Consider the following 24312-nt stretch of genomic DNA (forward strand, 5'->3'; position numbering starts at 1 on the left):
CATGCTCCGCGCGCTCGCCTTTGCTGCCCGGCACGGGCGGGCCGCACTGGTCCTGGGGCTTCTGGCCGGGCTGTTGCTGCCCAGCCTCGCCGCCGCCCTCCAGCCCTGGCTGCCGCAAATGGTGGCCGGGCTTTTGTTTCTGAACGCCTACCGCATCGGCCTGCGCAAAGCCGCAGGCGGGCTGGCGGACGGTATCGGCACGCTGAAGGCCATCACCCTTCTGCAAGTCGCCCTGCCGCTGCTGGCTCTGGGGATTGCCGCGCTGTTCGGCGTTGCGCAGACCCCCGCCGCTATGGCGCTGATCCTGATGCTGAGCGCCCCCTCGGTGACCGGCAGCCCGAATATTACCGCGCTGATGGGGCACGCACCGGAGCCGGCCTTCCGCCTGCTGATCACCGGCACTGCGCTGATGCCGCTGACGGTGATCCCGGTGTTCCTGCTGGCGCCCGGCCTCGGCGATCTGGGCGAGGTGCTGCGCGCCGCCGGACGGCTGATCGGCGCGATTGGCCTGACGGTTGCGGCAGCCTTTTTGCTGCGCCGCCTGACCCTGCCGCAGATGCGTGAGGACCAGGCCAAAGCCATCGACGGGCTGACCGTGATTGCGCTGGCAGTGATTGTGGTCGGGCTGATGGCCGCGCTGGGGCCTGCGCTGCGGATGGACCCGCTGCTGGTCCTGCAGTGGCTGGGATTCGCTTTGGCGGCCAACCTGGGCCTGCAGGCACTGGTGTTTGCAGTATTGCGACGCCGCGCGGGCAGTGGCGCGGTGCCCGTTTCCGTTGTCGCCGGCAACCGGAACTTTGCCCTCTTCCTGATCGCCCTGCCCGCGGCCACAACCGATCCGCTGCTGATCTTTCTCGGCTGCTACCAGATCCCGATGTACCTGACTGCGATCCTGATGAAGCCGCTTTACGGCCGCGCTGCGCTCAGGACAGGAAGGTGACCCCCGGCATGTGCCGGATCAGCTCGGCATCCGCCACGTAGCTTTCGCTCATGTCGTCCACCAGTGCCTGCGACCAGCCAGGAAGGTCGATTTCCTCCTCGATCTCCGCCTCGTCGTGGAAGTAACTCAGAAACAGCGCACGCACCCGCTCCCTCTGGTCTTCCGACAGCCCGGGGCGGCTTGCCAGATAAGCCTCCAGCCGCTCGTATCCTGCCTCGGAGATGATGCCGCGGGTGATGTCCAGCTCACCGCTGAAGCGAAAGCCCTCCCCAAGGCCGGTTACATGACCCAGGATGCTGGGCCAGATCACCGGTGTTTCCTCATTGCACCAAACGGTAATGCGGCAGCCGGGATTGCGATCCTGAATGTCCTCGACAACCTCCGACCACCGCAGATTCAGAAAATCGGTGTCCGACGCAAACTGCTTCCAGGTGCGTCCGGACTGGGACTTGAACACCGGCCCGACCAGAGTGGCCGGGTTGCGCAGGCCCAGGAAAAACTCGCAAGGGTTCCCGGGAAACAGGCCGCGCAGGGCTGCTGCGTTCTTGCCAGCATTGCGGTACAGCCTGCCGCCGTTCAGCATCCAGCCCGGCACACCCAGAAAACTGGAATTGGTCAGGATGATGCGCGATACCGCCTGATCCTTGACCAGTCCGGCCAGCAGGGCCTCGCGCTCCTGTTCCGTGACGAACTCCTGATCCTGCTTGCGCAGCAGCTGGTTGAGCGCACTCATGTAGGTGCCAGGGCGGCGGATCATGACACCCCGCTCCAACAGCGGTTGCGCGTCCTTGCGCAGCGACCAGGTCAGCTGGCCGTTGTCGGTATTGGGCGCGCCGACGTGAAAGGCGAGGGTGATGTCCCGTATGTCCGTATCTGCCTGGCTCATTTTCCTGTCCGGCCTTTGCCCGGTATTTGCTCAGCAGCGCATTGGAAGCCTGCCGCGGGTCCCTTTGTGCGCGTCATAGCCGCTCCTTCATCCGGCGGAAGAACCGGTCGTCCCGCTGGCGCAAGATATACGCGCAGACCTGCTTCGCAAGCCCCGGATGGCCGCGGTCAAGTGCCAGATTGGCAAGCTCCCTTTGGAACCGGGGGAAACTGTGGCGCTTGCGCAAAAGGCGATGAAAGCGGTGCGGGGTCAGCTCGCCGGTAATGGCGCCGCGGGCAATTTCCTGCAGAATACCCATCTGCTGCAGTGAGGAGCCCAGCCTGTGCCCCAGCAGCGGGCAGCGCCAGAAGGTGACATTATCGCCGGTGAACCGCGCCGCATGGCCCGCATCCGGCGCCACGTAGGGGTCGAACATGATGTGCACCTCCCCTGCCCCCTGGCTGGCCTGCGCCGCATCTCCGAAGGGGCCGGAAAAATCCCGGTCCCAAACCTTCTTGTAGCGCATTTCCCAAGGCACGATGGTCTTGTCCAGCGTGGACTGCGGGCTGATTGCAAACACCGTTGAGCCCGGCGCCGCCGCGGCAAACGCCGCCGCCGCATAACCGCCCATCGAGGCGCCGTAAAACACAACACGGGAGAACTGCGCGAAGAAGCCGCTGTCGCGCAGTTCCTCAAACTTGCGGGTGACCTCCTTATGGCGGAACCAGGTCCAGCCGTTGGCCATCACCCCCAGCATCGACCAGCCCTGCGCCTCGATAAAGCTGAAGCCCCAGGGCCGGCGGTCATCCCGCTTGGTCATCGCAATGTCGAGATTGTCGAACGTAACAACCAGCGTGCTGCCGCGCGGCATGAACAGGAAGGAGTGCTCTTCCAGCTCGTCGAAGAAGCCTTCCTTGCCGGCCAACTGCCGGGCCACCTTGGACCACTCTCCGGAAGGCGGCAGCACCTCCTGCGGTTCGGCGGACAGAATTGCCAGACCGTTGCGGTCCGCTTCCGGCGGCAGCAATGTATTGCAGCTGCCGTAGGCCTTCAGGAACGGATAGCTGCCAGACCCCTTGCGGATTTCTATCACCATCCGGCTCAGCGGGTGCAGCGCCCGGTCCAGCAGCGGTTTGATGTTCTGGATCTTGTGGCGGACGCCAAAGCTGTTCAGCGCCAGGATCACATCGTACTGACGGTTTTCAACTGCACCGGAAACGACCCGGATGGCATCGCGGTCCACCCCGCCCTGTTCGAGGCGGGCATGCCAGTCCTGCGCTGCCGCCTCGTTCACAGGCTTTGGCTGCCCCTTTCGGTCGAGGCTGACCAGATCAATGCTGCATCCATAGCGCCGGTGCAGCAAAATGCACAACTCCGGCGCCTGGCCGTTGATATCGGCGACCGTCAAAACATCATCCACATCCAGCGCGGGCAGCACGGTTCCGATGTCGAAAATGTCACTCAGCATGGGTATTCAACTGTCTTTCAATGGCCAGGCGGCCCAAAGACGGCCGCGAGCTGGACTTGGCAAGCGCTTATTTGAAGGGCGTTCCCTCGCCACCCAATACACGCAAAAGGTTAATGGCCCGGTTAACTGTCAAGAACCCTGTCCGGTACGGGTCAGCACTGTGGAGTACTTGCCGTGCTTGGCCAGCACATCGACAACGCCGAAGTCTTTCATCGCACCGATGCCGCCTGATCCCTTGCGGATATCCAGGACAATGCCGCCGCCGTCATTGATCTGGCTGCGGAACAGTCTGTCATAGGTGCTAACGGGATAGTGGAAGCCGCAGGACGCCAGGCTGATCACCAGATCAAACGTGCCAAGTGCAGGAATATCCCCGGTTTTGGGGTTGCAGACGGTAATCTGATCAGACGGGACACCGTTTTTTTCCAGAAATGCGCGGGCGGTATCCAGGCTTGCATAGCCTGCAGCGTCACCCTGAAACCCGAAATGCCGACTGCTGCTTTCTTCGATATCAATCAGTGCGATGCTGCAGCCGTAGCGGCGGTGCAGCAGCAGACTGGAAAACGCATAGCCGCAGCCGATGTCAGCGGTACGCTTGGGATTGATGGCATCAACCGCTTCCAGGAAATGCGCGCATTCGCGTTCAGCTATGCGCAGTGCGCCATGCAGGATCGCATCCCGGTTCGTGCGGGCTTCGTCCAGCAATAACTGCTCACCTCCCGCCAGCCAATCGCGGATTGTCTGGCCGGAACTTGCCAGTTCGCTTCGCTGCAGAAGAATGTTGGCCACGTCCTGGTCGCTGAACATGGAAAAATCCAGCGTGGCCGGGTCGACAGGCTCCGCCTGTTCTTGTTCTGCCTCCGGCGCGGGCTGCAGCAGGTGGCGGGATTTCTCAGCATCGATCCCGTGTTTGATCAGCAGCTCATGCACATAGCAGCCTTCGGCCGGAACCCCGCCGTATTTGGCCGCGATATTACGGAACCGGCGGCCCCAGAAATGGATCGACAGCGTGTCGCTCCGGATGTGTTTGCCAGCCTGGTTGCGACGGTTCGGATTCAGCACCACGCCAGCCTGCTTGAACGGAACCGGATAGATCACATGGCCCGGCCGCGAGTTTGAGACCTCTCCGGTTTCCTGCAGGAACCAGGTCAGCGCATCCGGCCCCCAGACGCCCCAAGGCAGCAGCGACACATGCACGCCCTGCCCCGCATCCTTCAGTGCCTGCAGTTCAGCCTGTTTTTCCGCGCTGTACCACGGCGGGATGGGGTATTCGTCGCTGGTGAATTTCAGCATTGCTTTCAGCGTCTTGGACGTCTTCGGCAACCGCAGCACACCATTGTTGACCATCGGCTTGTTGTCGGAAATCCAGCCGTGGAAATGCTTGCCCTTGATGTCCCAGGGCTGACAGCAATAGGCATCGGTGTCGGCCCAAACATAATCCGTCTGCTGCAGCATATGCAGGCGGAACACATCCGCATGATAGGCCGGGCTGCCTGTCTTGGCGTGGCGGATAATGCGATCTGCGGGCAGAATATCGTTGGCATCCGCTACCTGAACGCCATCCGGCACCCCCTTGACCTCATCATAGGTGAACAGGATCACCTCGTGGCCATTGTCGAGAAAGGACTTCAGGCAAAGCTGTTCCAGCCAGCTCAGCTCAGGGCCAACCCAAAGTGACGCAATGGCCGGAAGTGCCATGATACCTGCCCCTTATTCTACCCAATACATTGGCGCCTAACCGCGCCTTTTTGTTAACGAAAATTACCGCGCTTGCTGAACGCCTGTCAATCTGCCGGGATCTGGAAACCTCAATGTGTGGTTTCGCCGCGCTCCACGGTGAACCAAAAATCGCTGCCCGGTTCCTTTTCGGCAATTTCATCCGGGATCACACCTGGGCCGCTGAGAAAGACATTGGCGCCGAAATGCGCGTGCATCCGGGACAGTTTGCAGAGCTTATCGCTGGTCAGCTCGTGAAACAGCGCAATCATGTCCTCCCGGGTCTTCAGTTCCTCGATCTTCTCGCGGTGCTTGCGGCATGAGTATTCATGCGCCGCAGCGATGTCCGGGTCCGCCAGCAGCCGCGCCATCTCAGCCTCCAGCGCCGGGATCATCCGCTGGATTGAGCGCTCCTCTTCGGCATTGTTGTTCATCCGGAACCAGTAGGACAGCCCCTGGTCGCGGTCGACATGGTTGACCCGGCCGCGGTCGCGTTTGACCAGAAAGCTTTCGGCGCTGCGCACAGCGTAGTGGTTGAGCTGCACCAGATCGTAGCCGTATGTGCTCATTGACGAGCGCCAGCCATTGCGGAACATCTCCCGTGGCATGTCCTGTCCGGAACCGTTGACCCAGCGGATATCCTCCCACAGCTGCGGCTTCAGCCCCTTGGGGCGGTGCACCCCCAGCTTCTTGAAGATGCCAGTGTTGCGGAACAAGGTCTTGAAGCCCCAGGCCTGATGCGGCTTGCGGGTGACCTCATGCGCGCAGCGGGTGAATTCCCGGGTGATCAGATCGCCGGTAAAGTCGCGCACATCGTTGTTGCCGAACAGCCGCCAGGTCATCGCGATCATGTTGGCGTCATCCACCGCCTCGAACAGATCCGCCAGCCGCCCGTCACCGCATTTGATGTTGATGAACTCGTCCACATCCATGCAGATCAGCCAGTCTGCGTCCCGGATGACCGGTTCTTCCTCCGCCGCTTGCAGTGCCGCATGCTGCGGCTTCAGATCCGTGCCCCTGAACGGGTTTTCACGGTGCTGCACGATGCCCTTCTCCTGCAGCATCTGCAGCATCGTGTCGGTGCCGTCGGTGCAATCGTTGGTGTAGACAAGGAAATCATCCACCCCGATTGCCCGGTGATAGGCCAGCCATTCCAGAATGAACGGCCCCTCGTTCTTCATGGTCGTAACGATAGCCGTCCTGGGCTTGCCGCCTGAACGCTTGACCGCCTGCTCTTCAGGAATGCGGACGGGTTTGGCATTGAAGTATCTGGTGGCCAGGTCCAGCAGCTCAGGTGTTTCAACAAGGCTGGTCTTCGGCACGATTTTCGAGACCGTATCTGCGGGGTGGCGCAAGGCCATGCAGCGGTAGAACCGGGCATCCTGGTCAGGATCAGGGTCTGCACCGACAACCCGGATCAGCCGCCAGATGCAGTCCGCTGACGCCTTGGCCGGCGCCAGGCACCAGCGCGGCCGCAGCCCGGAAGCGTCGAACTGGATGCAGATGTGATCGCCAAAGGCAGGCTCGTCTCCTTTGCGCACCCGCCAGGGATAAGCCTGCACACCGCCCAGCTTCAGACAGCCGGAGGGGGCGGCCACCGCGCGGTCAAAGACATTCATCCCCTCGCCCGGCGCGAGAAGGTCGAACAGGTCGATATTGGCCACAGCGCGGGCCCGCGCCAGGAACCGCGCGCGCAGGATCTCATAGATCAGGAACTCCCCCAGCGGTGCGCTCCAGGAGTCGGCAGGCGGGATCTCCATCCGGTCCTTGCCCGGGGCGCCAGGCACATTAAAGGGATGCGCTTCCGCAGGCAGCCCCTCCTTGCCCAGGGGCAGGCCGGAATACACCACCACAACCCGCTCAAGCCCGCCGATGTCTTCCGCAAGCTCTTGCAGTGCATGAACAAAACGGCGGCTGTCCCGGGGCCGCGCCCTGTCAAAAATGACGCCCCCCTGCATACCGTGCTGCGCCGCATGGAACCGCAGCCATTCCGCCGCTGCTTCGGCACTTTCCCCGTTGCGGACTGCCGCAATGACGCTCAGCCCGGCAAACAAACCGGTCTCATCCGGCTGCAGCGGAACCAGCTGCTGCTCTGCGTCAGCCGAAATGCTTACCGCGCTGCTGGCACCGCTGATCGGAATATCCAGAACCGGTGCACCACCAAAATTGTGCAGCACCGTTCCGGCATGGGATGACATGGCCGCGGCAACGTCGCGCGGGGAACCCGATCTGAAGAACAGCCTGGCGGTCCGGCCTTCCGGACCTGCCATTTCCACGGCATCCAGCAGATCCGCCCCGGCAAGCGTCAGTGCGCTGAGTTCACGTTCGAGGACTTTGCCGCCGCAATTCCCGGCATCTGGACTGGACATACTGCTGCATCACGCTGTGAAATTCTTGGCCCCGGGCACAAGTGTCCGGAGCGGCCCCCTTATAGCCGGTCCGCGGAAATGCAGGAACCGGCAATTGCCGCTGGCCACCCGCATCAGGCCAAGCAGTTGATATAAGGGCAACAGGCATTCTCGGCACACACAGGAAACCTGAGCTTGCAGCAGTTTTTTCAGAGAGAGATGATGGTGCGGTCGAGATGCATTGTAGACTTGAACAAAGGCGTTCAGGCAAGTTCACGAACCTCCATGAATTTCATTTTTTCGGCGCAAATTCAGTATTTTACGGTTCAATCCAGTTCAAGATCGGTTAAACTAAGCCAAGAAAATTGGGTGGGCAGAAAGGTGGATCAATGGCGACACTCAACCGGTTATCAGCGCTCCATGTGAAGAATGCCGCACCAGGGAAATACAGCGACGGTGGCGGATTGTGGCTTCATCGACGCGCGGACGGCGGCGGGCAGTGGTTTCTTCGAGTACAAATCCACGGAAGACGCCGCGAAATGGGGCTGGGCTCAATCGCGGAGGTCAGCCTGAAGGAAGCTCGTGAAGAGGCCGCAAGGTGGCGTGCTGTCGTCCGAGCAGGAAAAGACCCGATTAAAGAACGCGAGCGCCTGCGCCGGGAAGCTGCGAAAGCGGATCACACCTTGGCGACTGTAGCAATGGAAGCCTTTGAAGCCCGCAAGGCCGAACTAAAGAATGACGGAAAGTCAGGCAGATGGTTCTCGCCCCTGGAGCTTCACATTCTCCCGAAGCTGGGGAACGTGCCGATTGAAGAAATCGACCAGCAGGACATAAAGAACGCACTTGCCCCAATTTGGCATAGCAAGGGCGAAACTGCCCAAAAAGCACTGGGCCGTCTTGGCATCGTTATCCAGCACGGCGCGGCGATGGGGCTCGCCGTGGACATTCAAGCTACTGCGAAAGCGAAAGCCCTTCTGGGCAAGTCCCGGCAAAAGCGGAGCCATATTCCCGCGATGCCGTGGGGCGAGGTGCCAGGGTTCTATAACAGCCTTAACGAAGGCTCGATAACCCACCTGGCGCTGCGCCTGCTAATCCTGACTGCTGTTCGTTCCCACCCGGTCCGGCACTGCCATATTGATGAAATCGACGGGAACACATGGGTGATCCCGGCGGAACGGATGAAATCCGGAAAAGAATTCCGCGCCCCCCTGTCAACCGAAGCACTGTCCGTCATTGAGCAGGCGGCGGCTTTTGCCCGAGATGGATACCTGTTCCCCAGCGTACGCAAGGGTGTGATTTCCGACGCGACAATGTCCCGATTGATGGAACGGCGTGAAGTTGCGGCCCGCCCCCACGGGTTCCGCTCCAGTTTTAGGACTTGGTGCGCGGAGGCGACGGAAACCCCACGAGAGATTGCTGAGATGGCTCTTGCGCACTCTATCGGAGGCAAGGTCGAATTATCCTATCGCCGGACAGATTACCTCGAAAAACGGCGAGCCCTGATGGAGAGGTGGGCAAGTCACGTGACCGGCAACACCGCTGAGATTGTGCAACTGGTTGCAAAATGAAAGAACTCTAATGAGCACAAAAGTACAAAGCATTTCGATAGCGTCGATTTTTCAACGGTGTATCGGCCTCGCCACCAATGAGGCAGTATGTATTGGCTTAGCGAAGCAGCTTGCTGAAGCTGCCCCTCTTCGCTCCACCCGCTTCGATCAGGGTACTGGTGACATCGCAAGCGCTCTCCGGATTTCGGATGAGCAAAACAAACTAAGAATGGGCTTAGCGATGTACCTAACAGAGAGGTACATCCACCAGCATGCCGACAGCCTGCACATCGTGGACAGCAATCGAGAAACAAAACTGCTGGGAGCAAACATCCTGACGCCGACAAGTGGTCAGGAATTCGCTCCCATAGAGTTCAAACCCCGCAGCTCCGAGACGGCGGAACCAACAAGCATGCAACTCGCCAAAGAGGAGTTGCTTTCCCGGGTTCGGAACAGGGGCAATCTCTATGCCTATCTGGACACATCCGATTGGAACATCCGCGGACTTGAGGAATTCACAGAAGCCGAGCCGCCCATCGACGGCATCCACTTTGTACGGCAGCTTATGGAATACCCTCGCTTTGCAGTTTGCGTCGGAGTGTCCCGAAAACCGTCAGACCCCCAACTTTTAAAGTTATTGCAGTACGGCACGATGCACGAAACGTTTCTACAGGCCCTCGACTATGTAAATTCTAGCGACGAAACTGTTTACCAGGATGAACTGGCAAAACACCTTAGCCGCAACAAGAAGAATTGGGCCTTTAAAAATGTTTGGGAACTTTTGCAGGAAAGCAAAGCGAACATCCCCGAGCATCCTGGTCGCCCACCGAAGAAAAATTAATCCCGCCCCATTTTTTACCGGTCCAGAGTGGTCGATTTTGGTCGCAGATAAGCCAAAAAGGACTCCCCAATGGAACCGCTGTATTTCAACATCAACGACATCCGCAGCCTGACCGGGTTGTGCAAGACAACTGTGTACAACCGGGTCAACGATGGGACCTTTCCCCGCCCGGTAAAGATCGGGGCAAGGTCGTTCTGGAAACGGGACGAATTCCTGAGTGCCCTTGAGGTCCTGGAAGCTAACCGCCCGCATTAAGAAACCCGCCCCGGATGTACCGGGAGCGGGCTGTCTTAGGTTGCACTGAACAGTACCATTTCCTGGCTCTGGGCACAATCCAAGAGCATGCAATGCACCATGAACTTCTTCAGGTGCAACCGGCTGCAACTCAACGGGAGCACCGTGATTGCAACTGGTTGCAAAACTTCCTGACCACTCCCAATGCCCACTGCTTCGCCACCTCCGCCGTCGGCCTGAAAACCGAACAGCAGGGCCAGTTTCACGGAGGGCAGAACTGTGACCTGTGAACCTTCTTACCGTGCAGGCTGTGACAACAGCAGCCAAGGCACCGCCTGTAGCCCTAACGATGATTATCGTCGCGGCCTGAAAACCGATAGCGGAAATCTTGAAGGCGCAGCCTACAAGAACCGGAAAAACAATGTCGTCGCAATACGCCCAAGAGGTACGACACGTGTAAACGAGAAATTCCGGTCTGGCCTATCCGGGGAAGACATCACTCCCCTCGACCGGTTGCTGGTCGTGCAGGAAGTCAACCGGAAGTGGGCCAAAGCCCTCAACCCGTTTGAATACCGGCTGGTCAGCTACATTCTTGACCGGACGATCTTCTGGGGCCGGGAGACCTTCCGCGCCTGTCACAACAACATCATGAACGGCACAGATGACTTTGCCGGGGTCGGCATGAAGCGGACCAAATACCTCGAAACCATGAAATCCCTCGAAGACCGCAACGTGATCACCCGCGAACGCGCCCGTGATTTCGTAACCCTTGGCCTCAATCTCGACTGGGACCCGAAGGAAGATTGTAGGAAATTGCACCTTCCGAAGCGCGTATCCGAACCCGGAAAAGCCCAGAAGTCCACGACATGGACTTCTAAAAGTCCGTGTGCTGGACTTCAGAAGTCCGCCACACGGACACAGAATAAAGAGAATAAAGAAAAAGGGAATAATATTAGCGCTGAGCCTGACGGCTCGCGCGGTGAGTTGGATCTGGATAAAAATTTTAATTTTGATCCGGGCGAAAAATCCGAGATCGTTCCGGACAAAAATCAGGAAAATTCTCCCGGCGAAAAAAAATGCAACGGGTTGCACTCGGCTGACAAGGTCCAGGCCGGACCGGCTGAACGGATGGCGAAGGTGGATGGCGACCGTAAAACGGCGGCGGAGAAAGCCAAGACCAAGAAGAAACCGAACACCACGGACATCGAGATCGTCTGGAAAGACGCGATGGCCGAGACCTTCCCGATGTATAACCACGTCGGTTGGGGGGTCAAACAGCGCGCCAAGGTGAAGAAAGCCCTTTCCAAATACGTCTACGACAACACGATCACGCTCCCGGCTCTTCTGGACTGGTCGGTCCGCCACTGGCCGCGACTGCTGCGGACCCAGTTGTTTTTCTTCTCCAATCCGCCGGAGGTGCCGCGCATCAATTTCGTCCTCTCGGAGGGGGTCCTACGACTGGTCGCGGATGCCTATGCCACTGGCGAATTGGACCGGTTGATCTGCGGGGACGAGCGGGACGAACTGAAGCGCCTGATGCTGAACGGTCAGAATGAGCGGGAAGCTCTTGCCATGATCGGTGAGGGTCGCGCCCGGAAGCGGATGAGAGACGAGATCAACCGGAAGACGCGGGAGGCCAACCGTAAACTGGCTGCCGCTCGTGACCGAGAGGACCGAGCGATCCGGCTGGAGGGGATTGGCGAGCGGCTGGCGGAAGCTGGCGTGTCGGTCCAGCCTGTGAAAAAGCGCCGCCCCGGGCAGGCATGGCAAGCCCCTCCGATCCCGTTCTCGAACAGCCCGGCGATGCAGGAGAAACGCCGCGCAGAAAGGGTCGCCAAACCGGCACTGCCAGTACCTTCCGGCAGCCCGCCGCCGGGCTCAAAGATGGAAACATGGGATGAATTGCAGGCACGCCTGCGCAAAGCAAACGAAGAACTGATGAACGGATGCGGGGATCGCCATCAGGTCGATTGCGCCGGGTTGCAAGGGACACAGAACGCCTCAAGCCCCCATGGCTTTCTCGCCTCCGCTGACAGCCTGAAATCCGAACATCATGCCCAGCAGCCCCGGAGGCAGAATAATGACCTGTGAACTTTCTCACCGCGAAAGCAGCGAAAGCTATTGCCGGGTGATCGCCCGCGCCCAGCGCTTCCGGGTTATCATCTGCAAGGATACAATTCAGTGGATCATTCAGTACCGCATAGGAGACGCTGAGAGGGGTGCTGGAAGCCGTTGGCGCGCTCTCAGCTATCACCGCTCCCGCAGCGCCCTAATCCGCCTCTGGCACGTAAAAACCAAGCAGCCCGTGCCGGGGGAAATCTCCAATCTGCCCGAGAACATTCCGCCCCCGCAAACTTCAAAGAACAGCGCTCTGAGATCGGCAGATGAAGGCTGGTGAAACGTGACAAGCATATCAAGCGGCACAGCAAACCTGTCACCAAGCCCATCCTCAACTTAACCGAAATCCTGGCGTTGAGGCTGTTACCCAGAAATTCTCGGCCCGCCAGCCGAACGTTCCCCCAGGCTGCACAACGGTAAGAATTCAGGAATGTGAGAGGCAGGTGCAACCAGTTGCAACGTACCTAAGTGGGTATCGCCCAGCGCGCCGTTGCAACTGGTTGCAAAATCCACTGAACAGCCCCCCCCTGAAAGGCCATCATGGTCGCCTCACGCCGAACCGGAGGCATGGAAAGGTGTCGGCTTAGGGCAGCTTCGGCAGTTTTTGCACCCCGAAGCCAAGCTGTCTTGAGGTTAAAAGCCATCGGCAATCCGGCCCGATTTGGGACCCAACTGACAGAACGTGCTAACAGCGACCCTTTCCGCAACCATTTGAAACTGAAATTCCGCCAAACCTGATGAATGGACAAGCACTCGAGAACACTATCACGTTCGCCTGGCTTTCGACCACGAGCAAGAACGCTTCAGTCGACAGTTGTCACAGGATGGGCTGCGCGCCTTACATACCGCGGCAGCGTAGTCGAGGACCGCCCAGTTCACCAGCTCAGGTCTCTCATGCTTCACGAGCCAAGTTGCAGCCTCTTGCAACCAAGGATCGTGGCGAATGTCGGCTAGCGAACGCGGGCGTACTACGCGTTCTAAGACGCGAGCCATGTTTACATCTAGCAATGGCCGAACTTTCTTGTGCTGGAAAAGCAAGATCGCGTTCGAGACGTACTGCCCCACCCCAGGAATATTAGCATGTTTGAAAGCATCACTCGGGAAGACCCCGCCGTGGGCATCAGCGTAAGCCGCCAGGCCTTGAAGCGATGCCGCACGGCGCTTCCAAAGACCGATTGGCTTCAAGTATGCTTCGAGCTCTTCGCGTTCGGCACGCGCTATTTGGCCCCACCCCGAGTACTGTCTAAAGAAGGCGTCGTACATTCGCGCAACAGTTTCCGCTCGTGTGCGTTGGAGGAGGACTTCGACGCAGATCTTTTCAAAGGTGCTCGCACTTGGAGAGCGCCAAGGCAAGTGGCGCCCATGGCCTGAGTACCATGCGACTAGAGCGGCCCGGGTACGCGTGATACGCAATTTTTCACTTCGAGTTAGATGCGCATCGACCATATGCACTCAATACTTTTTCCCTTCACAAAGTGTAGTCGATAATCCAGGACATCCAAACCCCGGAGCGTCCAGCTTGTCCCGAGGCAAACTGCCCCGCTAACCTTGCCCTCGAGCGTTGACGTGCCTGGTTTGCTCGACTAGACCAGGGCACCGCAAGCCGCTCGGCCCCGCGGAATGGCCCTTATTTGGGATGCACGATGACCAAGACCTTTACATGCGTCGACCTTTTCGCTGGCTGCGGCGGCCTTTCTCTGGGCCTGCGTGCCGCGGGTTTCAAAGAACGTCTGGCTGTCGAGAAATCTGAGATGCCAGCCGAGACCTACCATCACAACCTCATCGCCCCGGTCGACGACGTCGAGAAGTGGAAACGTGACCACGTTGGCGCCGACTTAGCCGAGCAAGTGCGCCGTGGACTGGTGGTAAACGAACTCGGCGCGCTCTTGGAGCGCAAGGAGCTGGTCGAGGGTATCGCAGCCGAAGGCATTGACCTCGTTGCTGGCGGCCCGCCGTGTCAGGGGTTCTCCATGGCCGGTCGCAGAAACCCGGACGACGCGCGCAACAAGCTGCCGTGGCAGTTCTTGGAATTTGTGGAGGCAGTGAATCCCAAGGCTGTCATCATCGAGAATGTCTCGGGCATGAAGAGCGACTTCGCCAAGCACGGGAAACGCTCGCCTTTCAAAGAGCTCCAAGAGGCCCTTCGCCAAACAGGATCGGGATACGTTGTTCAACCTCTATTGCTAAATGCACGCCATTTTGGAGCGCCGCAAAATCGGCCGCGCTTGTTCCTAGTAGGTATTTCAAGAGACATTGCGGACACGCTTGGTATCACCACATCGAATACACTGTGGAGTTCCGCTGACGACGATGGCGCAAAAGCGCCTACGGCGGGTGGGCGCCCGGCGCTGGCCCCGAGGCGTACACACTTCAACTCTCTGGAACTCGAGTGCCTTGGGCACTATGCAGACAGGCAAAAGGAGCGCGTTGTACAGGAAGCGCTATACGATCTGCTGGACAACGAGCTTAGTCCGCGGTCACTCGACTATCAGGAATTGCTGGCGGGGCTAGACCAACACGTTACCCGCAAACAATCCAACGGCCTGAAAAACCACATCAAGCGTAGACATTCAGACAAGGTTACGAAACGCTTCGGCTTTTATCAGATAGCAGCGGAAAGAGGCGTCAACAAGCAGGTGCTGGGCCTCCCTTATCGCCACGATCTCTCCAGCGAGGCTCGCCTCGAGGCTATTCGCGACACCTACCCTGGGCCCGGCAAGGGTGGCGACGTTGATTTCCTCGAAGACGTCCAGACCTACATCCAGCACGTACAGGAACTGGCGACAAAGAAGCATAGCCAACGTGCGCTTCGCTTGCTCGAACCTTCACCGACAGTCGTTAGCCTGCCGGATGACTTCGTGCATCCAGTGGAACCTCGAGTACCCACCGTCCGTGAATTGGCGCGCTTACAGTCGTTCCCAGACACCTTCGAATTCCGTGCCAAGGAAACGACGGGAGCGCACAAGAGACGCGTCGAGGTTCCACAGTACACTCAGGTAGGTAACGCCGTCCCGCCGCTGCTCGCAAAAGCACTAGGAGCGCACCTGCACGAGATCCTCGCTCAAGCAACCTACGAGCAGTAGGTGGGTGGGCCAAGCCGAGTGCTGCTCTGCTTGGCCCAGCGCCTACCTTTTGAGTGAGAAGAAGGGTTGCCCCTTCATCAACACACCCTCGTTATTGTTGTTCATACAACGGTAATAGGCCCAGTGCGTCTGCAACTTGGTCACCTCAGTAACCATGTCTCCCACATTGCTCCGGAAACCAATCCCCTCGAACTGCTTGGCCGTAGCGTTACGCACGTTGTGAACGACCCAAGTCGAGAGTGCCTCTGCCCAGTTGTAGCTTCGCGTGTTGAAGTGCGAGAGGTATTGCGACGAAAGGATGACTCCCATGCCGAACTCCCGCCCTTCGAGCATCAATTTCATTAGCACTTCGAAGTCCCGTCCCATTGCGTGGTGCGCTTCGTCGATCAAAACGAACGAGTCCACGAAACGTCGGCTCTTCCCGTCGCCGCCAGTGATAAAGGGCTTTTTCTCCCGCGTTTTCATGTAGTCGGTGTACAGGTTGTCGAGGAACATCGTGGCAACGATGTCCACGATATCCTGTCCTGCACCCGAGATGCCCGAAAGGTTCAATACCGTACTGCGGTCGAATAGCTCCACGAAAGAACGCGTCTTGGACGGATCGCTCTCGAAGATCATCAAGTCAACGAGCATTCGCAGCACGGAAATCACGCTATCGTTTTTACCAAGTTCTTGGTAGGCCGCGTAAACATCATTAATCGTCGGAAAAGAACCGTGGGGCGCCGAACTATATGCTGCGATAACACACCCGTATAGGTCATTTCGCTGGACGACACCTATGTTGGAAATTCGGCGAAGGAGATCGCTGAAGAAATTCGCGCGCCGGACGCGTTCCATCTGGATGCTACCGTCCAACCGGTCAGTGTTGATCGCAAAGAAGTTGATAGGCAAGGGAGCCTTGGCTGGGTCCAAAACCTGCGCTCCGAGTGCAACCGGGTACTCTTTCTCGGAGTAGTCCCGCTTGTAATCAAAGATGAAAACCTTAGGGGCCGTTCCACGGTTGGCCGATGCCGAATTCGCGATCTGGTAGACCAACGATTTCAAGAACTGCGTCTTGCCCGTCCCTAGGTCGCCAACGACACCGATGTTCATCTGACTCAGTGAGGTCTCGCTTAGCTTGAGATGGATTGTCCGTTGCGTGCTGCCATGCGAGTAGTGCCCAACTAGGACCTCTATGCCCGCGTCGGCGGAAACATCCGCGGGTGCCAGCGTTGCCGAGGAAACCTGCTTTGTCGCCACTTCGGATTGCACTTTCACCGGCTCGCCCGCCCCGCGTACTGTAGGAGCCGCCGTGTTAGACGAGGCCACCTGCTCAGGTTGCTCCACTTCTGGCTCCGCCTCCTCTACCGGGGTAGGCTCGTTCGCCGAAACAGGCTGTCCAGTTCCTTCCGGGTTCGCCAAGGGGGCAAGGGCCTCCGCGTGGGCTTTCTTTCCCGGCAGGCCAGGCATTGTGCCAGCGCGTTCCAGCACGCCGTCTATCACGTCAGTGATCGCGACCTGCACGTGCCCTCCAACACTTGGGATGTTGAAAGCTGCTGGGTCAATGAGAACTCCGCCCGGTTCGCGACCCTCTGCAAAAAACAGGTCAAACGGGTCACCTTCCTCTGTGCGGCCACCGACCTGGAACCATAGGACGGTTCCACTTTCAGCGACGATCCGCGAATTTGATGATGCAACCGATCCAAGTATCTGCGCTTCTAGTGCAGAATCGCTATTCGCTACCGATGGCCGCAAGGAAAGTGCGGCCTCCAAGAAGCTTGCGAACGCGGCCCAGGGCAAGACGCGGGCGCCCGCGGCATCAAGGTTCTTGGAAACTTGGCTCAGAACTTTGAACGTGCTTTCCAGTTGCTCGAGTGGGTCCTCGAGCTTGTTCCGCGCCGGGAACCGGCTGCTATGCCCGGTTCTCATTTTCACCTCGACCGGATGCATTCGAACCGTGCCGTTGCCCGCGTCGTCGACCATTGCGCTCAGCAAAAGCAGGTCCGCGCGCCGTTGGTCATCCGGTGTACGGGCGCCTTCTCCGAGGAGATCCAGCAGCGGGTAAACCGAATCCATGGGGACAACGCAGCGAATCTCACCTGGCGCAGCAGCCCCTTCCCAGTTCGCAAGCCCCCTAAATGCAAGGTTAAACCCGATAGCGCCGAGACTCTGGGTGTGCCCCATCGTCAGCAGCGACGAGAGGCCTACGCCCCGCATGCCGAGGCTGGTGATAACCTCGGTTGCATCCTCGTCCTTGTTGTGCACGCCGCAGTCGCCGAGAACACGCTTGATTTCGGTCGTGAGCGTTTTCGAAGGTTTGGCCAAGACCGTGTAGGGATGGGTCGAAGAAATAGCGGAGATCGCGTTTTTTTGGCGTTGCCGCGAAAGAAACGCCGGTCTCCATTCCCACAGGGCCACGTCGGCACGGGACGCGCGGAGCTGAGAGGACAAGACCGCCGGGCTCAAGTTGCGGTTGCCAGTGATCGTCCACTTTGCATTCTCGCCCAGCATGCGGTCACCTAGCTGCAAACGAGCCTCCATTCGGCACGCTTCCCCAGCGAGCTGCAAGCCCTCCAGCTTAGCAAGCACAGCGGAAAAACTCGCCAGCCCAGCAAAGGAGCGCCTCTCGATCCCCAGTCCAAAAGTCGACACACTATCGCTGGCGTGCGCCAACTGCCACGATCGAAAACGGTTCACAGGGAGGTTGGGCCCCGCGGTACAAGTGGCTTCAGTCTTCTCCTTGGCTACGTCCGTGCGTACGGTAACGACGCTGTCTTCAACAAATTGCAAGTCGACGTGGTGCTGGGTGAGAGACCCGGCATCTTCAGTCATCCATTCAAAGGGGGGCAAACTTCCACCGTCGCGGGCGTCACCCACGTCCTGAAGCCTAGCGAGAACACGGCTAGAACTTGGCGGCGTTCCCTTTCTCTCGCTCGAGTCCACGATGCGAATCCCGCCAGGAAGCAGGCCTTCGCGTTCGCTCAGCAGGTTGACCGACGCGGCGATAATCGCGTCATCGGTTTCTTCGAAGCGCTTGCCTCCTCTGGGCGCGGCAAGGCCAATTCGCAGATGCTGCGACGCGGGGAAAACCCGGAGGTAATCACGCAAGGCAGAGGACACCCCCCCTCGATCGAGGCCAGAAGGCGTTCCGAACGGCAAGTCCAGACCAAGCAACTTTAGGGACTGAGCCTGATTCGCTACCTCGAGCGGGAGGCTCGAAAGCATGCTCCATCCAACAAACATTTCCTGCGGCCCTGGGGCAAGCCCCGTGGACACCCAGGTCATACCCGTGTCCGTAGATGGGCCCGCCTCGGGGAACATCTCACCGTCGATGAACCGCAGGAAGGACCGTGAGACCTTGCCGAACACCGGGTCGTGGTTGATTTCCCCTCCAGCGGCCTGGACGCTCCACGCCCAGGCCAAGCGAACTGGGTGCAACGGCGACAGCAACACGCCCTTTGCCTGCCCCAACTGCGTGTCGAACAGCAGGGCAGAGAAAGGGTACGCAGCCCAGGAATTTGCCCGCGCACCCTTCGCCAGTTCCAAAATCGCACCGTAGGCCTCGATGTAAGCCTCGACCTTCTCGCGCGCGACGGTGCGTAGGTCCAATGTGCTCGGTAGGGCGCGTACGGATTGCAGGCCAATCACAGGCTCATTGCCTAGCCCGAGGTTCAGGAAGGCTCTCCAAAAGCGATCCGCCGCAAGGGAGGCGGAGATATCCATTGGAAAAGTGACCGACCGCGCGCCATCAGTGTTCGTGAAGGCACCGAGCCCGTCATCCCATTGAAGGGAGGTTGCCCCCGGTCTTCTCCCGGCCTCGACGAGGCAACTTCCGAGGCATGCGCGGAACTGGTCACTTGGAGCGTCCAGAATTGCCTGATCGCGGAACCACTTCTCGAGATCTCCCCGCGGATCCAGCTCCATCTCTTCGTTCAGATCTTCGCTTGCGGCAATCACGGGCTCCGCCATGAACGCCGCGAGGAAAGGGTTGACTTGACCATTCTCGACGAGCGGAACGGTAATGTTGACCGTCTTGCCACCTAGATCGACAACAGGGTCGGCAGGCTGGCCGGTCAAATCGTAATAGTTGATAAAATCCGATTTGGTTCCTTCTGTCGGCTTGAGCTTTCCCCCTCCCACCCATGCCGGGTTTTTCACGTCTCCTACCACAACCAGTTCCGCCGTGCCGCCCTTGTCAGAAAGGGTCAAGTCTCGGTCGGGCGTACCGCCTTCGGGTTCGACTAGCGTGTTGTCACCATCAACGGCAAGAAACACGTCGCCCGAGAAGCTGGGCACTTGCCCTTTACCCTTACCCGTTGCTTCGACGACAAGCACACTGGGCACAACTGGGTTAGGCGAGAAGAGCTTCAACTCGAAGCTTTCGCGGAACTGCGAGCCCAATGTGGTCCGCGATGGGCTAACCGAAAGCGTAAAGGGTTTCTCACGCCACTTGCCGCCTTTCATGGCGATCTTCCGAGTCAGTTCGAACTCCAGTTCCAAAGCCCCGTCAACGGTGACGCAGGAAACGACCGTCGCCGCGCATGCACTCGCGGGCCTGCATTCCAACTTGGCACTTGGCTTATCGCCGGGATCGACCTCAAGCCGCAGCTTGTAGTAGCCGAGCAAAACGGTTCCGTCGTCTCGGCGAACCGGGGCAGCGGGAGGCAAGACATGGTCAACGCCGCGCCATTCAAGCCGGGGCATTTCCTTTTCCCCGCCGTTTCCTAGGGCCCAGAACTGGTAGTCGACCTCACCCTTCTTAGGCCTATCAAAAAACGCGGCTTCCGACGTTCCGGCCCAAGCATCCAACCGTTCCTGTCCCCGCGATTTCCCGTGGAAGGCCAAGGCAAGCAGGCCATGCCCAAGCGAAGCTCGGCTTGCGACGAAGCCGGACCAGTCCAGCTTAGCCAACGGATGCTCTTCACCCTCTCCGTCGCTCTCCTGCACGCCCAGAAGCGAGAGCTCGATATCGTCGATCTCGCTCCATCCCTGCTGCACAATTTTCGCGTAATCTGACGGCCTATGATTCGACGCAAATCCCTCCTTCGACTTCGGCCGTGGCAGGCCCGCGCTGGCAAAAACCAAGAGGATCTCCCGGTTGGGAAGATCCCAAGGAAAGATTTTCAGGCCTAGCTCGAGGGCGTCGCAGAGCATGTCTAGATGTAGCCAGAACGCTTCTGTCCAACGCTTCTCCCCGTTCCCGGCTTCGCGATAAGCGGCGGCCAGGAAAGTAAAGACCGTCTGCAGAGCATTGGCCATTTCCGCCGTGTGAAAATCAAACTGCCGCGCCAAGATGTCGGCGGCTTGGCGCGCAATATCCGGTGCCTGCAAGATCGCCTGTTCGTCCGAGCTTAGCCCGCCAGGCAGGCCTCCAACCAAAACATCTCGGAAGGTTTCCAGCGATTTCAACTCGCGCACATCGCCTTCTGTGGCAATGAGCAAGATTGAGGCCGCGGTCTCTCCGCCTTCTGGCGTACGGTAAGAGATGGCTTCACCCAGTGACAATTCACCGGGCGCTGACCCTAAGCGCACTGGTGTTCCGCCGAGATCAGCCAATGCCGCGGAGAGGTCGGCCTTGAAAGCAGAGGGCAGTCCACGTGGGAGGATAATCTTCGCCAACCCTTGGTTCTGGGCGCAGGCGCTCGCGATTGCCTCGGGGAGTAATTTTCTCTTCATTTTTAGAATCCTGGCATGATCTCGAGTGCATCGTCCGCGTCGTGGCTACTACGGGCTAGGCCGTAACTTTCGAGGCGAGAAACGAGCGTTCTCTGTGATGCATCGATCCCGATCGAAGCAAGCGCTGAGGTGAGGTCTGTCATCCGGGACAGCTGCCCCGGCCCTCTGGCTTGTAGACTACTGATTGTGACCAGCCATTCCTGGCCCGGCTCTACCCATGTATACTTGCCCGCCGACTTCAGAAGCGCGTACAGATCTTGCTCACCGTCGCTGGACCGTGCCAGCAAGGAGTACCTGATGGTTTCCCATGTGTTGTTCGCGGTCCCCGACTTCTTCGCGGCCATCGCGGCCCCCACTTCTTGCTCGAACCCGGAGCGGCCCTTGCACACTTTTCGGGCCGCCTGTAGCCAAGAAGTCAAGCCATTTCCCTCTTGATCGAACTCGGCAAACGCGGGAACCGCCTCGCCATCCTCCGACACGAGATCATTGATGAGCTCCCTGCAGGCGCTTCCGGAATCAGCTAGTTGGCGAACAATCGGCCCAACGTCAGCGGCGCTCTTCTGCATGAGATCATCCCAAGAGAAGAGCCGATTGCTGTCGTCCATCATCGACCGAACGGCGTCTCCCGCATCTTCCTCGGTAATCAGAGCGGCACATAGCCGACGGTAGAGGTGCATCTCGAACATAAACCCAGTCGCCAAGGCGGTCCGAGCCACACAAGATGCCCAGTCTGTCCAGCGACGGCGCGGCATCTGGTCAACCCATCCCCGTTCGCAAAGATTGTCCCAGGCTCCTGCAAACCACGAGTACGGGGTGTTGCTGGGCAGCCAACGCGGCTGACGGAGATCCTTGATCACATGAGAGGGGCCGTGCTGCTTCACGGTTTGGACGATGGCGTCCATGTCACCAGGAGTCACTCCTGCAAAGAAATCCCGGATCCATGCGGGCATCCCACCACCCGAGGGCGACATGACCGCACTTGTCCAACCAGCAGCAACAGACGTTTTCCCACCGCCGAGCGCGTACATCTTCTCTAGGTTCAGCGCCAAGTTAGCTGGGTTTCTCTTACCCGTTATACCACGTAGATCCTGCAAGAGTGCGGTTTCGATACTAAGAGGCGTCGCTGCCGACCGAAGGGCTTTGCTCGAATACGGTGCTTCAAGCTCCTCTAGGAGGATCGAAACGACTTTCGCGGCACTGTTACGGTCGCGCGCTTTCCTCCCATTGACTAGGGCCGTGCAGAGGTCTTCGAATTTCTTCGATCCGTGCTCCGGCCTCGTGAACTCGAAACCGGCCTTTGCCTTGGCGCTCAACTCCCCGTAGGCATAGCCAGCAAAACCGGCTTTTTTCTCTTGTCGCTTGTTTACATTCCTCTCGACCGACCACGCCAGCTCGGACATGAACAGTTCCCGCGAAGGCGGGTATTCAGGTCGATTAAGTCCGAACAACGAGACATTCTTTGCCATCGAAAAACTCCTTAACGCGTCTCGTCATAGTTGCGGTCCGAGAAATTGAACCTATTCCTGTCACCCCCAGAGTGCATCTGTGCGGCGACCATCGCCGCGCGCAGCCGTTCAATACGAGGCTCGATTATTAGGCGACTGTCGGTGAACCCGTGGCCTTCAAGCCCCGCCATGGCCTCGCGCAGCAGGTGAAAATCAAGAGAGGTTACCGCGGAAGCGTGATCCTCGCGCTGCGACCGAAGACGGATCTCGAGTTCCACTCGGTCTCCTTCGACGCGGGCGGACAAGTTCATGTCGTTGCGCGGGATCTCGATACGGACCTTTGGTGCATTGGGTTCACCTTGCGTCACACGAGGCTGCAAGAATGTGAACATCGCCTTGTGCGCGCCCTCGGAAACTGGCGCGACGATCTCAAGAATGGCATCCTCCAGAGACGCGTCCAGCCGCCCACTTGAAAACGCGTCCAACCACGTTTCTTGCCAGGCCGTGACAACGGAAACGTAGGCCGGCCAACCGCGAACTAGTGCGACGAGCCGATACATATACCGCCCGTACCACGACAGTAGATTGCTACGCTCCTTGAGGGCCAAGCCGGATTCCTTGTCCGGGTCAATCGCTTCCTGTACGATTTCTTCGATCCGAGCATCCAGTTTTCCCCAGTACGCCCCAACGGCTTCGTCCCTGGACACTAGGTCAGCTCCGGGGTATTTCCCATCTTTCAACCCATCCAAGGCTTCGTCGATGTCAGCGCTGCCATGCCCAGTAGATGGGCCAAAATGCTTCAAGGGATCTGCGAAATGGACCGCCTTCATGGCATCGCTGGTGGTTCTCGGCCAATTAAAGATGTTGGCTTCGCCCCCCGTGCTAGAAGCTCCAGCCTCGAACAACATCATGTGCGAACGAAGGTTTCCCAGCGCAACGGCACCCGCGACCCGTTCTCTGATGCCCTTGGATTGGATCTTTTCGAGGCTCTCTGCTACGTGCCGGGCAAGGCGAGACATGGTATCGCTACTTGCCGGGCCAACCAGCGAGTGCGCCGAGAGAGCCCAGAGCTCACGGTAGCTGAAGTGCGTGCCAGAAAGGATCTCGGCCCCACGCATCAATGAGCACCACCCCCGTGCCACGATATCCTTTGACAACGAGCGCGCATTCGCAGCGATCGGGTCCAGCTCATCCAGCCGCAATTCCTTTTGAAAATTGCGGGCAAGATTAGTCAGGCAGGGTTCAAACGCCGTTGCCACGTCGGCACGCTCAACACCGCCAAGCGGCGTCACGCGCAGTTCGACCGTCGGCAAAGCTGCATCTGCCTGTTCCATCAGGGGCGGTTCGGGCCAATTCTCGAGAAGCGAGGCGCTGTCCATATACACGAGGTGCAAGACCGCGGTTACCTTGCCCGCCGCGCGCACTTTGGCAAACTGGTAGTTGCCACCCTCTTGCCCCACAACCAAGTCCAGGCAGGGCTCCTCCGCACCTTGACAGCGCAATTCGCCATTCAGCAGCCAGGCAACAATATCCGAAGCAACTTTCTCGTCGTCGTCCTTCAACTTTGACCGCTCCGACTGCTCGCCAATGAGAACACCGCGGTTAATGCACCCAAGAAAGTGTTCCTTGCCGCGCAGCGCACTGGCGATATCTCTCCTGAGAGCAGAACCTTGCCGATCGACAGGAGGAATGGTCGCATCATTCAACACCCGCAGAGCACGCCCGTTCGGCAAGTCGAACTCGTAGCAACGCTGGGCAAAAACGCTCCCCCCCCCTTTCCGGATCCCGCGCACATTCGCCACTACTTCGGCCGCAAGTTTAGATTTACCGTTGCCTGCCCCACCGACAAGAAACACCATGTGGGCTGGGCCTAAAGTATCAGACGCAGAGCAAGCCATCATCATGGCTCGGCAGGCTTCGGAGGACATCGGGGAGGACCGTCCATTTGGCCACTTTTCGCCGGATGCGGCATAAACCGGGGAAACCGCGACTCCGAGCCCCCCGAACGAACGCTCCAGGATCCAACTTGGGTAAGACATTCCGCCCTCTCGC

The 24312-nt window shown here is 59.0% G+C and carries 16 protein-coding genes; 8 read left to right on the forward strand and 8 right to left on the reverse strand.

Annotated elements, in window-relative coordinates; translation table 11 throughout:
* Position 1 precedes the first annotated feature (1 nt).
* Positions 2-940, forward strand: coding sequence for a hypothetical protein (locus GC1_RS14640; RefSeq protein WP_019298419.1), 939 nt, complete (start codon positions 2-4; stop codon positions 938-940).
* Here the strand turns inward: GC1_RS14640 and GC1_RS14645 are convergent.
* The 4 genes from GC1_RS14645 to GC1_RS14660 form a co-directional block, all read right to left on the reverse strand.
* Complete coding sequence (locus GC1_RS14645) at positions 924-1826, reverse strand: hypothetical protein (RefSeq protein WP_019298418.1); 903 nt, start codon at positions 1824-1826, stop codon at positions 924-926. The genes GC1_RS14640 and GC1_RS14645 overlap by 17 nt on opposite strands.
* Before the next feature lie 73 nt (positions 1827-1899).
* The gene (locus tag GC1_RS14650; RefSeq protein WP_019298417.1) at positions 1900-3273 is read right to left on the reverse strand and encodes a hypothetical protein; all 1374 of its coding nucleotides are present in this window, start codon (positions 3271-3273) and stop codon (positions 1900-1902) included.
* A gap of 129 nt (positions 3274-3402) precedes the next feature.
* Positions 3403-4971, reverse strand: a complete 1569-nt coding sequence (locus GC1_RS14655; protein WP_019298416.1) for a class I SAM-dependent methyltransferase — start codon at positions 4969-4971, stop codon at positions 3403-3405.
* A 110-nt stretch (positions 4972-5081) separates the two neighbouring features.
* Positions 5082-7358, reverse strand: a complete 2277-nt coding sequence (locus GC1_RS14660; RefSeq protein WP_019298415.1) for a glycosyltransferase family 2 protein — start codon at positions 7356-7358, stop codon at positions 5082-5084.
* Between the two features lie 368 nt (positions 7359-7726).
* Between GC1_RS14660 and GC1_RS14665 the strand changes: the two genes are divergently transcribed.
* From GC1_RS14665 to GC1_RS22490, 6 genes are all read left to right on the forward strand, one after another.
* Positions 7727-8905, forward strand: a complete 1179-nt coding sequence (locus tag GC1_RS14665) for a tyrosine-type recombinase/integrase (protein WP_029205063.1) — start codon at positions 7727-7729, stop codon at positions 8903-8905.
* Positions 8906-8915: 10 nt separating this feature from the next.
* Complete coding sequence (locus tag GC1_RS14670) at positions 8916-9725, forward strand: hypothetical protein (protein ID WP_019298413.1); 810 nt, start codon at positions 8916-8918, stop codon at positions 9723-9725.
* Between the two features lie 69 nt (positions 9726-9794).
* Entirely contained in the window at positions 9795-9980 is a 186-nt protein-coding gene (locus GC1_RS14675) for a helix-turn-helix transcriptional regulator (RefSeq protein ID WP_019298412.1), read from the forward strand.
* 92 nt (positions 9981-10072) lie between these two features.
* Entirely contained in the window at positions 10073-10249 is a 177-nt protein-coding gene (locus tag GC1_RS22870) for a hypothetical protein (RefSeq protein ID WP_156131909.1), read from the forward strand.
* On the forward strand, positions 10239-12050 hold the full coding sequence (locus tag GC1_RS14685; protein WP_152614056.1) for a hypothetical protein: 1812 nt from the start codon (positions 10239-10241) through the stop codon (positions 12048-12050). The genes GC1_RS22870 and GC1_RS14685 overlap by 11 nt, the downstream gene beginning before the upstream one ends.
* Entirely contained in the window at positions 12040-12357 is a 318-nt protein-coding gene (locus GC1_RS22490) for a hypothetical protein (RefSeq protein WP_019298409.1), read from the forward strand. Before GC1_RS14685 ends, GC1_RS22490 begins: the two co-directional genes overlap by 11 nt.
* A gap of 485 nt (positions 12358-12842) precedes the next feature.
* Here the strand turns inward: GC1_RS22490 and GC1_RS23020 are convergent, their stop codons facing one another.
* Complete coding sequence (locus GC1_RS23020; RefSeq protein ID WP_036762735.1) at positions 12843-13523, reverse strand: hypothetical protein; 681 nt, start codon at positions 13521-13523, stop codon at positions 12843-12845.
* A gap of 197 nt (positions 13524-13720) precedes the next feature.
* Between GC1_RS23020 and GC1_RS14695 the strand changes: the two genes are divergently transcribed.
* Positions 13721-15160 carry a DNA cytosine methyltransferase gene (locus GC1_RS14695; protein ID WP_019298407.1) on the forward strand — a complete coding sequence of 480 codons (1440 nt, stop codon included), beginning with the start codon at positions 13721-13723 and terminating at the stop codon, positions 15158-15160.
* A gap of 42 nt (positions 15161-15202) precedes the next feature.
* Here GC1_RS14695 and GC1_RS14700 read toward each other — a convergent pair whose 3' ends face one another.
* The 3 genes from GC1_RS14700 to GC1_RS14710 are packed head-to-tail and all read right to left on the reverse strand — an operon-like array spanning position 15203 to position 24188.
* Positions 15203-20815 (reverse strand): ATP-binding protein, encoded by a 5613-nt coding sequence (locus tag GC1_RS14700; RefSeq protein WP_019298406.1) that lies wholly within the window; start codon positions 20813-20815, stop codon positions 15203-15205.
* A 2-nt stretch (positions 20816-20817) separates the two neighbouring features.
* Positions 20818-22281, reverse strand: a complete 1464-nt coding sequence (locus tag GC1_RS14705; RefSeq protein WP_152614055.1) for a hypothetical protein — start codon at positions 22279-22281, stop codon at positions 20818-20820.
* Positions 22282-22292: 11 nt separating this feature from the next.
* Complete coding sequence (locus tag GC1_RS14710; RefSeq protein ID WP_019298404.1) at positions 22293-24188, reverse strand: hypothetical protein; 1896 nt, start codon at positions 24186-24188, stop codon at positions 22293-22295.
* Positions 24189-24312: the final 124 nt, after the last annotated feature.

The sequence above is a fragment of the Leisingera sp. ANG1 genome (genome assembly GCF_000203975.2).
Classification (GTDB): Bacteria; Pseudomonadota; Alphaproteobacteria; order Rhodobacterales; family Rhodobacteraceae; genus Leisingera.

What these genes read in the sequence shown, in the direction of transcription:
- GC1_RS14640 (WP_019298419.1), top strand. Translation starts at nt 2, where the DNA reads ATGCTCCGCGCGCTCGCCTTTGCTGCCCGGCACGGGCGGGCCGCACTG.
- GC1_RS14645 (WP_019298418.1), bottom strand. Translation starts at nt 1,826, where the DNA reads ATGAGCCAGGCAGATACGGACATACGGGACATCACCCTCGCCTTTCAC.
- GC1_RS14650 (WP_019298417.1), bottom strand. Translation starts at nt 3,273, where the DNA reads ATGCTGAGTGACATTTTCGACATCGGAACCGTGCTGCCCGCGCTGGAT.
- GC1_RS14655 (WP_019298416.1), bottom strand. Translation starts at nt 4,971, where the DNA reads ATGGCACTTCCGGCCATTGCGTCACTTTGGGTTGGCCCTGAGCTGAGC.
- GC1_RS14660 (WP_019298415.1), bottom strand. Translation starts at nt 7,358, where the DNA reads ATGTCCAGTCCAGATGCCGGGAATTGCGGCGGCAAAGTCCTCGAACGT.
- GC1_RS14665 (WP_029205063.1), top strand. Translation starts at nt 7,727, where the DNA reads ATGGCGACACTCAACCGGTTATCAGCGCTCCATGTGAAGAATGCCGCA.
- GC1_RS14670 (WP_019298413.1), top strand. Translation starts at nt 8,916, where the DNA reads ATGAGCACAAAAGTACAAAGCATTTCGATAGCGTCGATTTTTCAACGG.
- GC1_RS14675 (WP_019298412.1), top strand. Translation starts at nt 9,795, where the DNA reads ATGGAACCGCTGTATTTCAACATCAACGACATCCGCAGCCTGACCGGG.
- GC1_RS22870 (WP_156131909.1), top strand. Translation starts at nt 10,073, where the DNA reads ATGCACCATGAACTTCTTCAGGTGCAACCGGCTGCAACTCAACGGGAG.
- GC1_RS22490 (WP_019298409.1), top strand. Translation starts at nt 12,040, where the DNA reads ATGACCTGTGAACTTTCTCACCGCGAAAGCAGCGAAAGCTATTGCCGG.
- GC1_RS23020 (WP_036762735.1), bottom strand. Translation starts at nt 13,523, where the DNA reads ATGGTCGATGCGCATCTAACTCGAAGTGAAAAATTGCGTATCACGCGT.
- GC1_RS14695 (WP_019298407.1), top strand. Translation starts at nt 13,721, where the DNA reads ATGACCAAGACCTTTACATGCGTCGACCTTTTCGCTGGCTGCGGCGGC.
- GC1_RS14700 (WP_019298406.1), bottom strand. Translation starts at nt 20,815, where the DNA reads ATGAAGAGAAAATTACTCCCCGAGGCAATCGCGAGCGCCTGCGCCCAG.
- GC1_RS14705 (WP_152614055.1), bottom strand. Translation starts at nt 22,281, where the DNA reads ATGGCAAAGAATGTCTCGTTGTTCGGACTTAATCGACCTGAATACCCG.
- GC1_RS14710 (WP_019298404.1), bottom strand. Translation starts at nt 24,188, where the DNA reads ATGTCCTCCGAAGCCTGCCGAGCCATGATGATGGCTTGCTCTGCGTCT.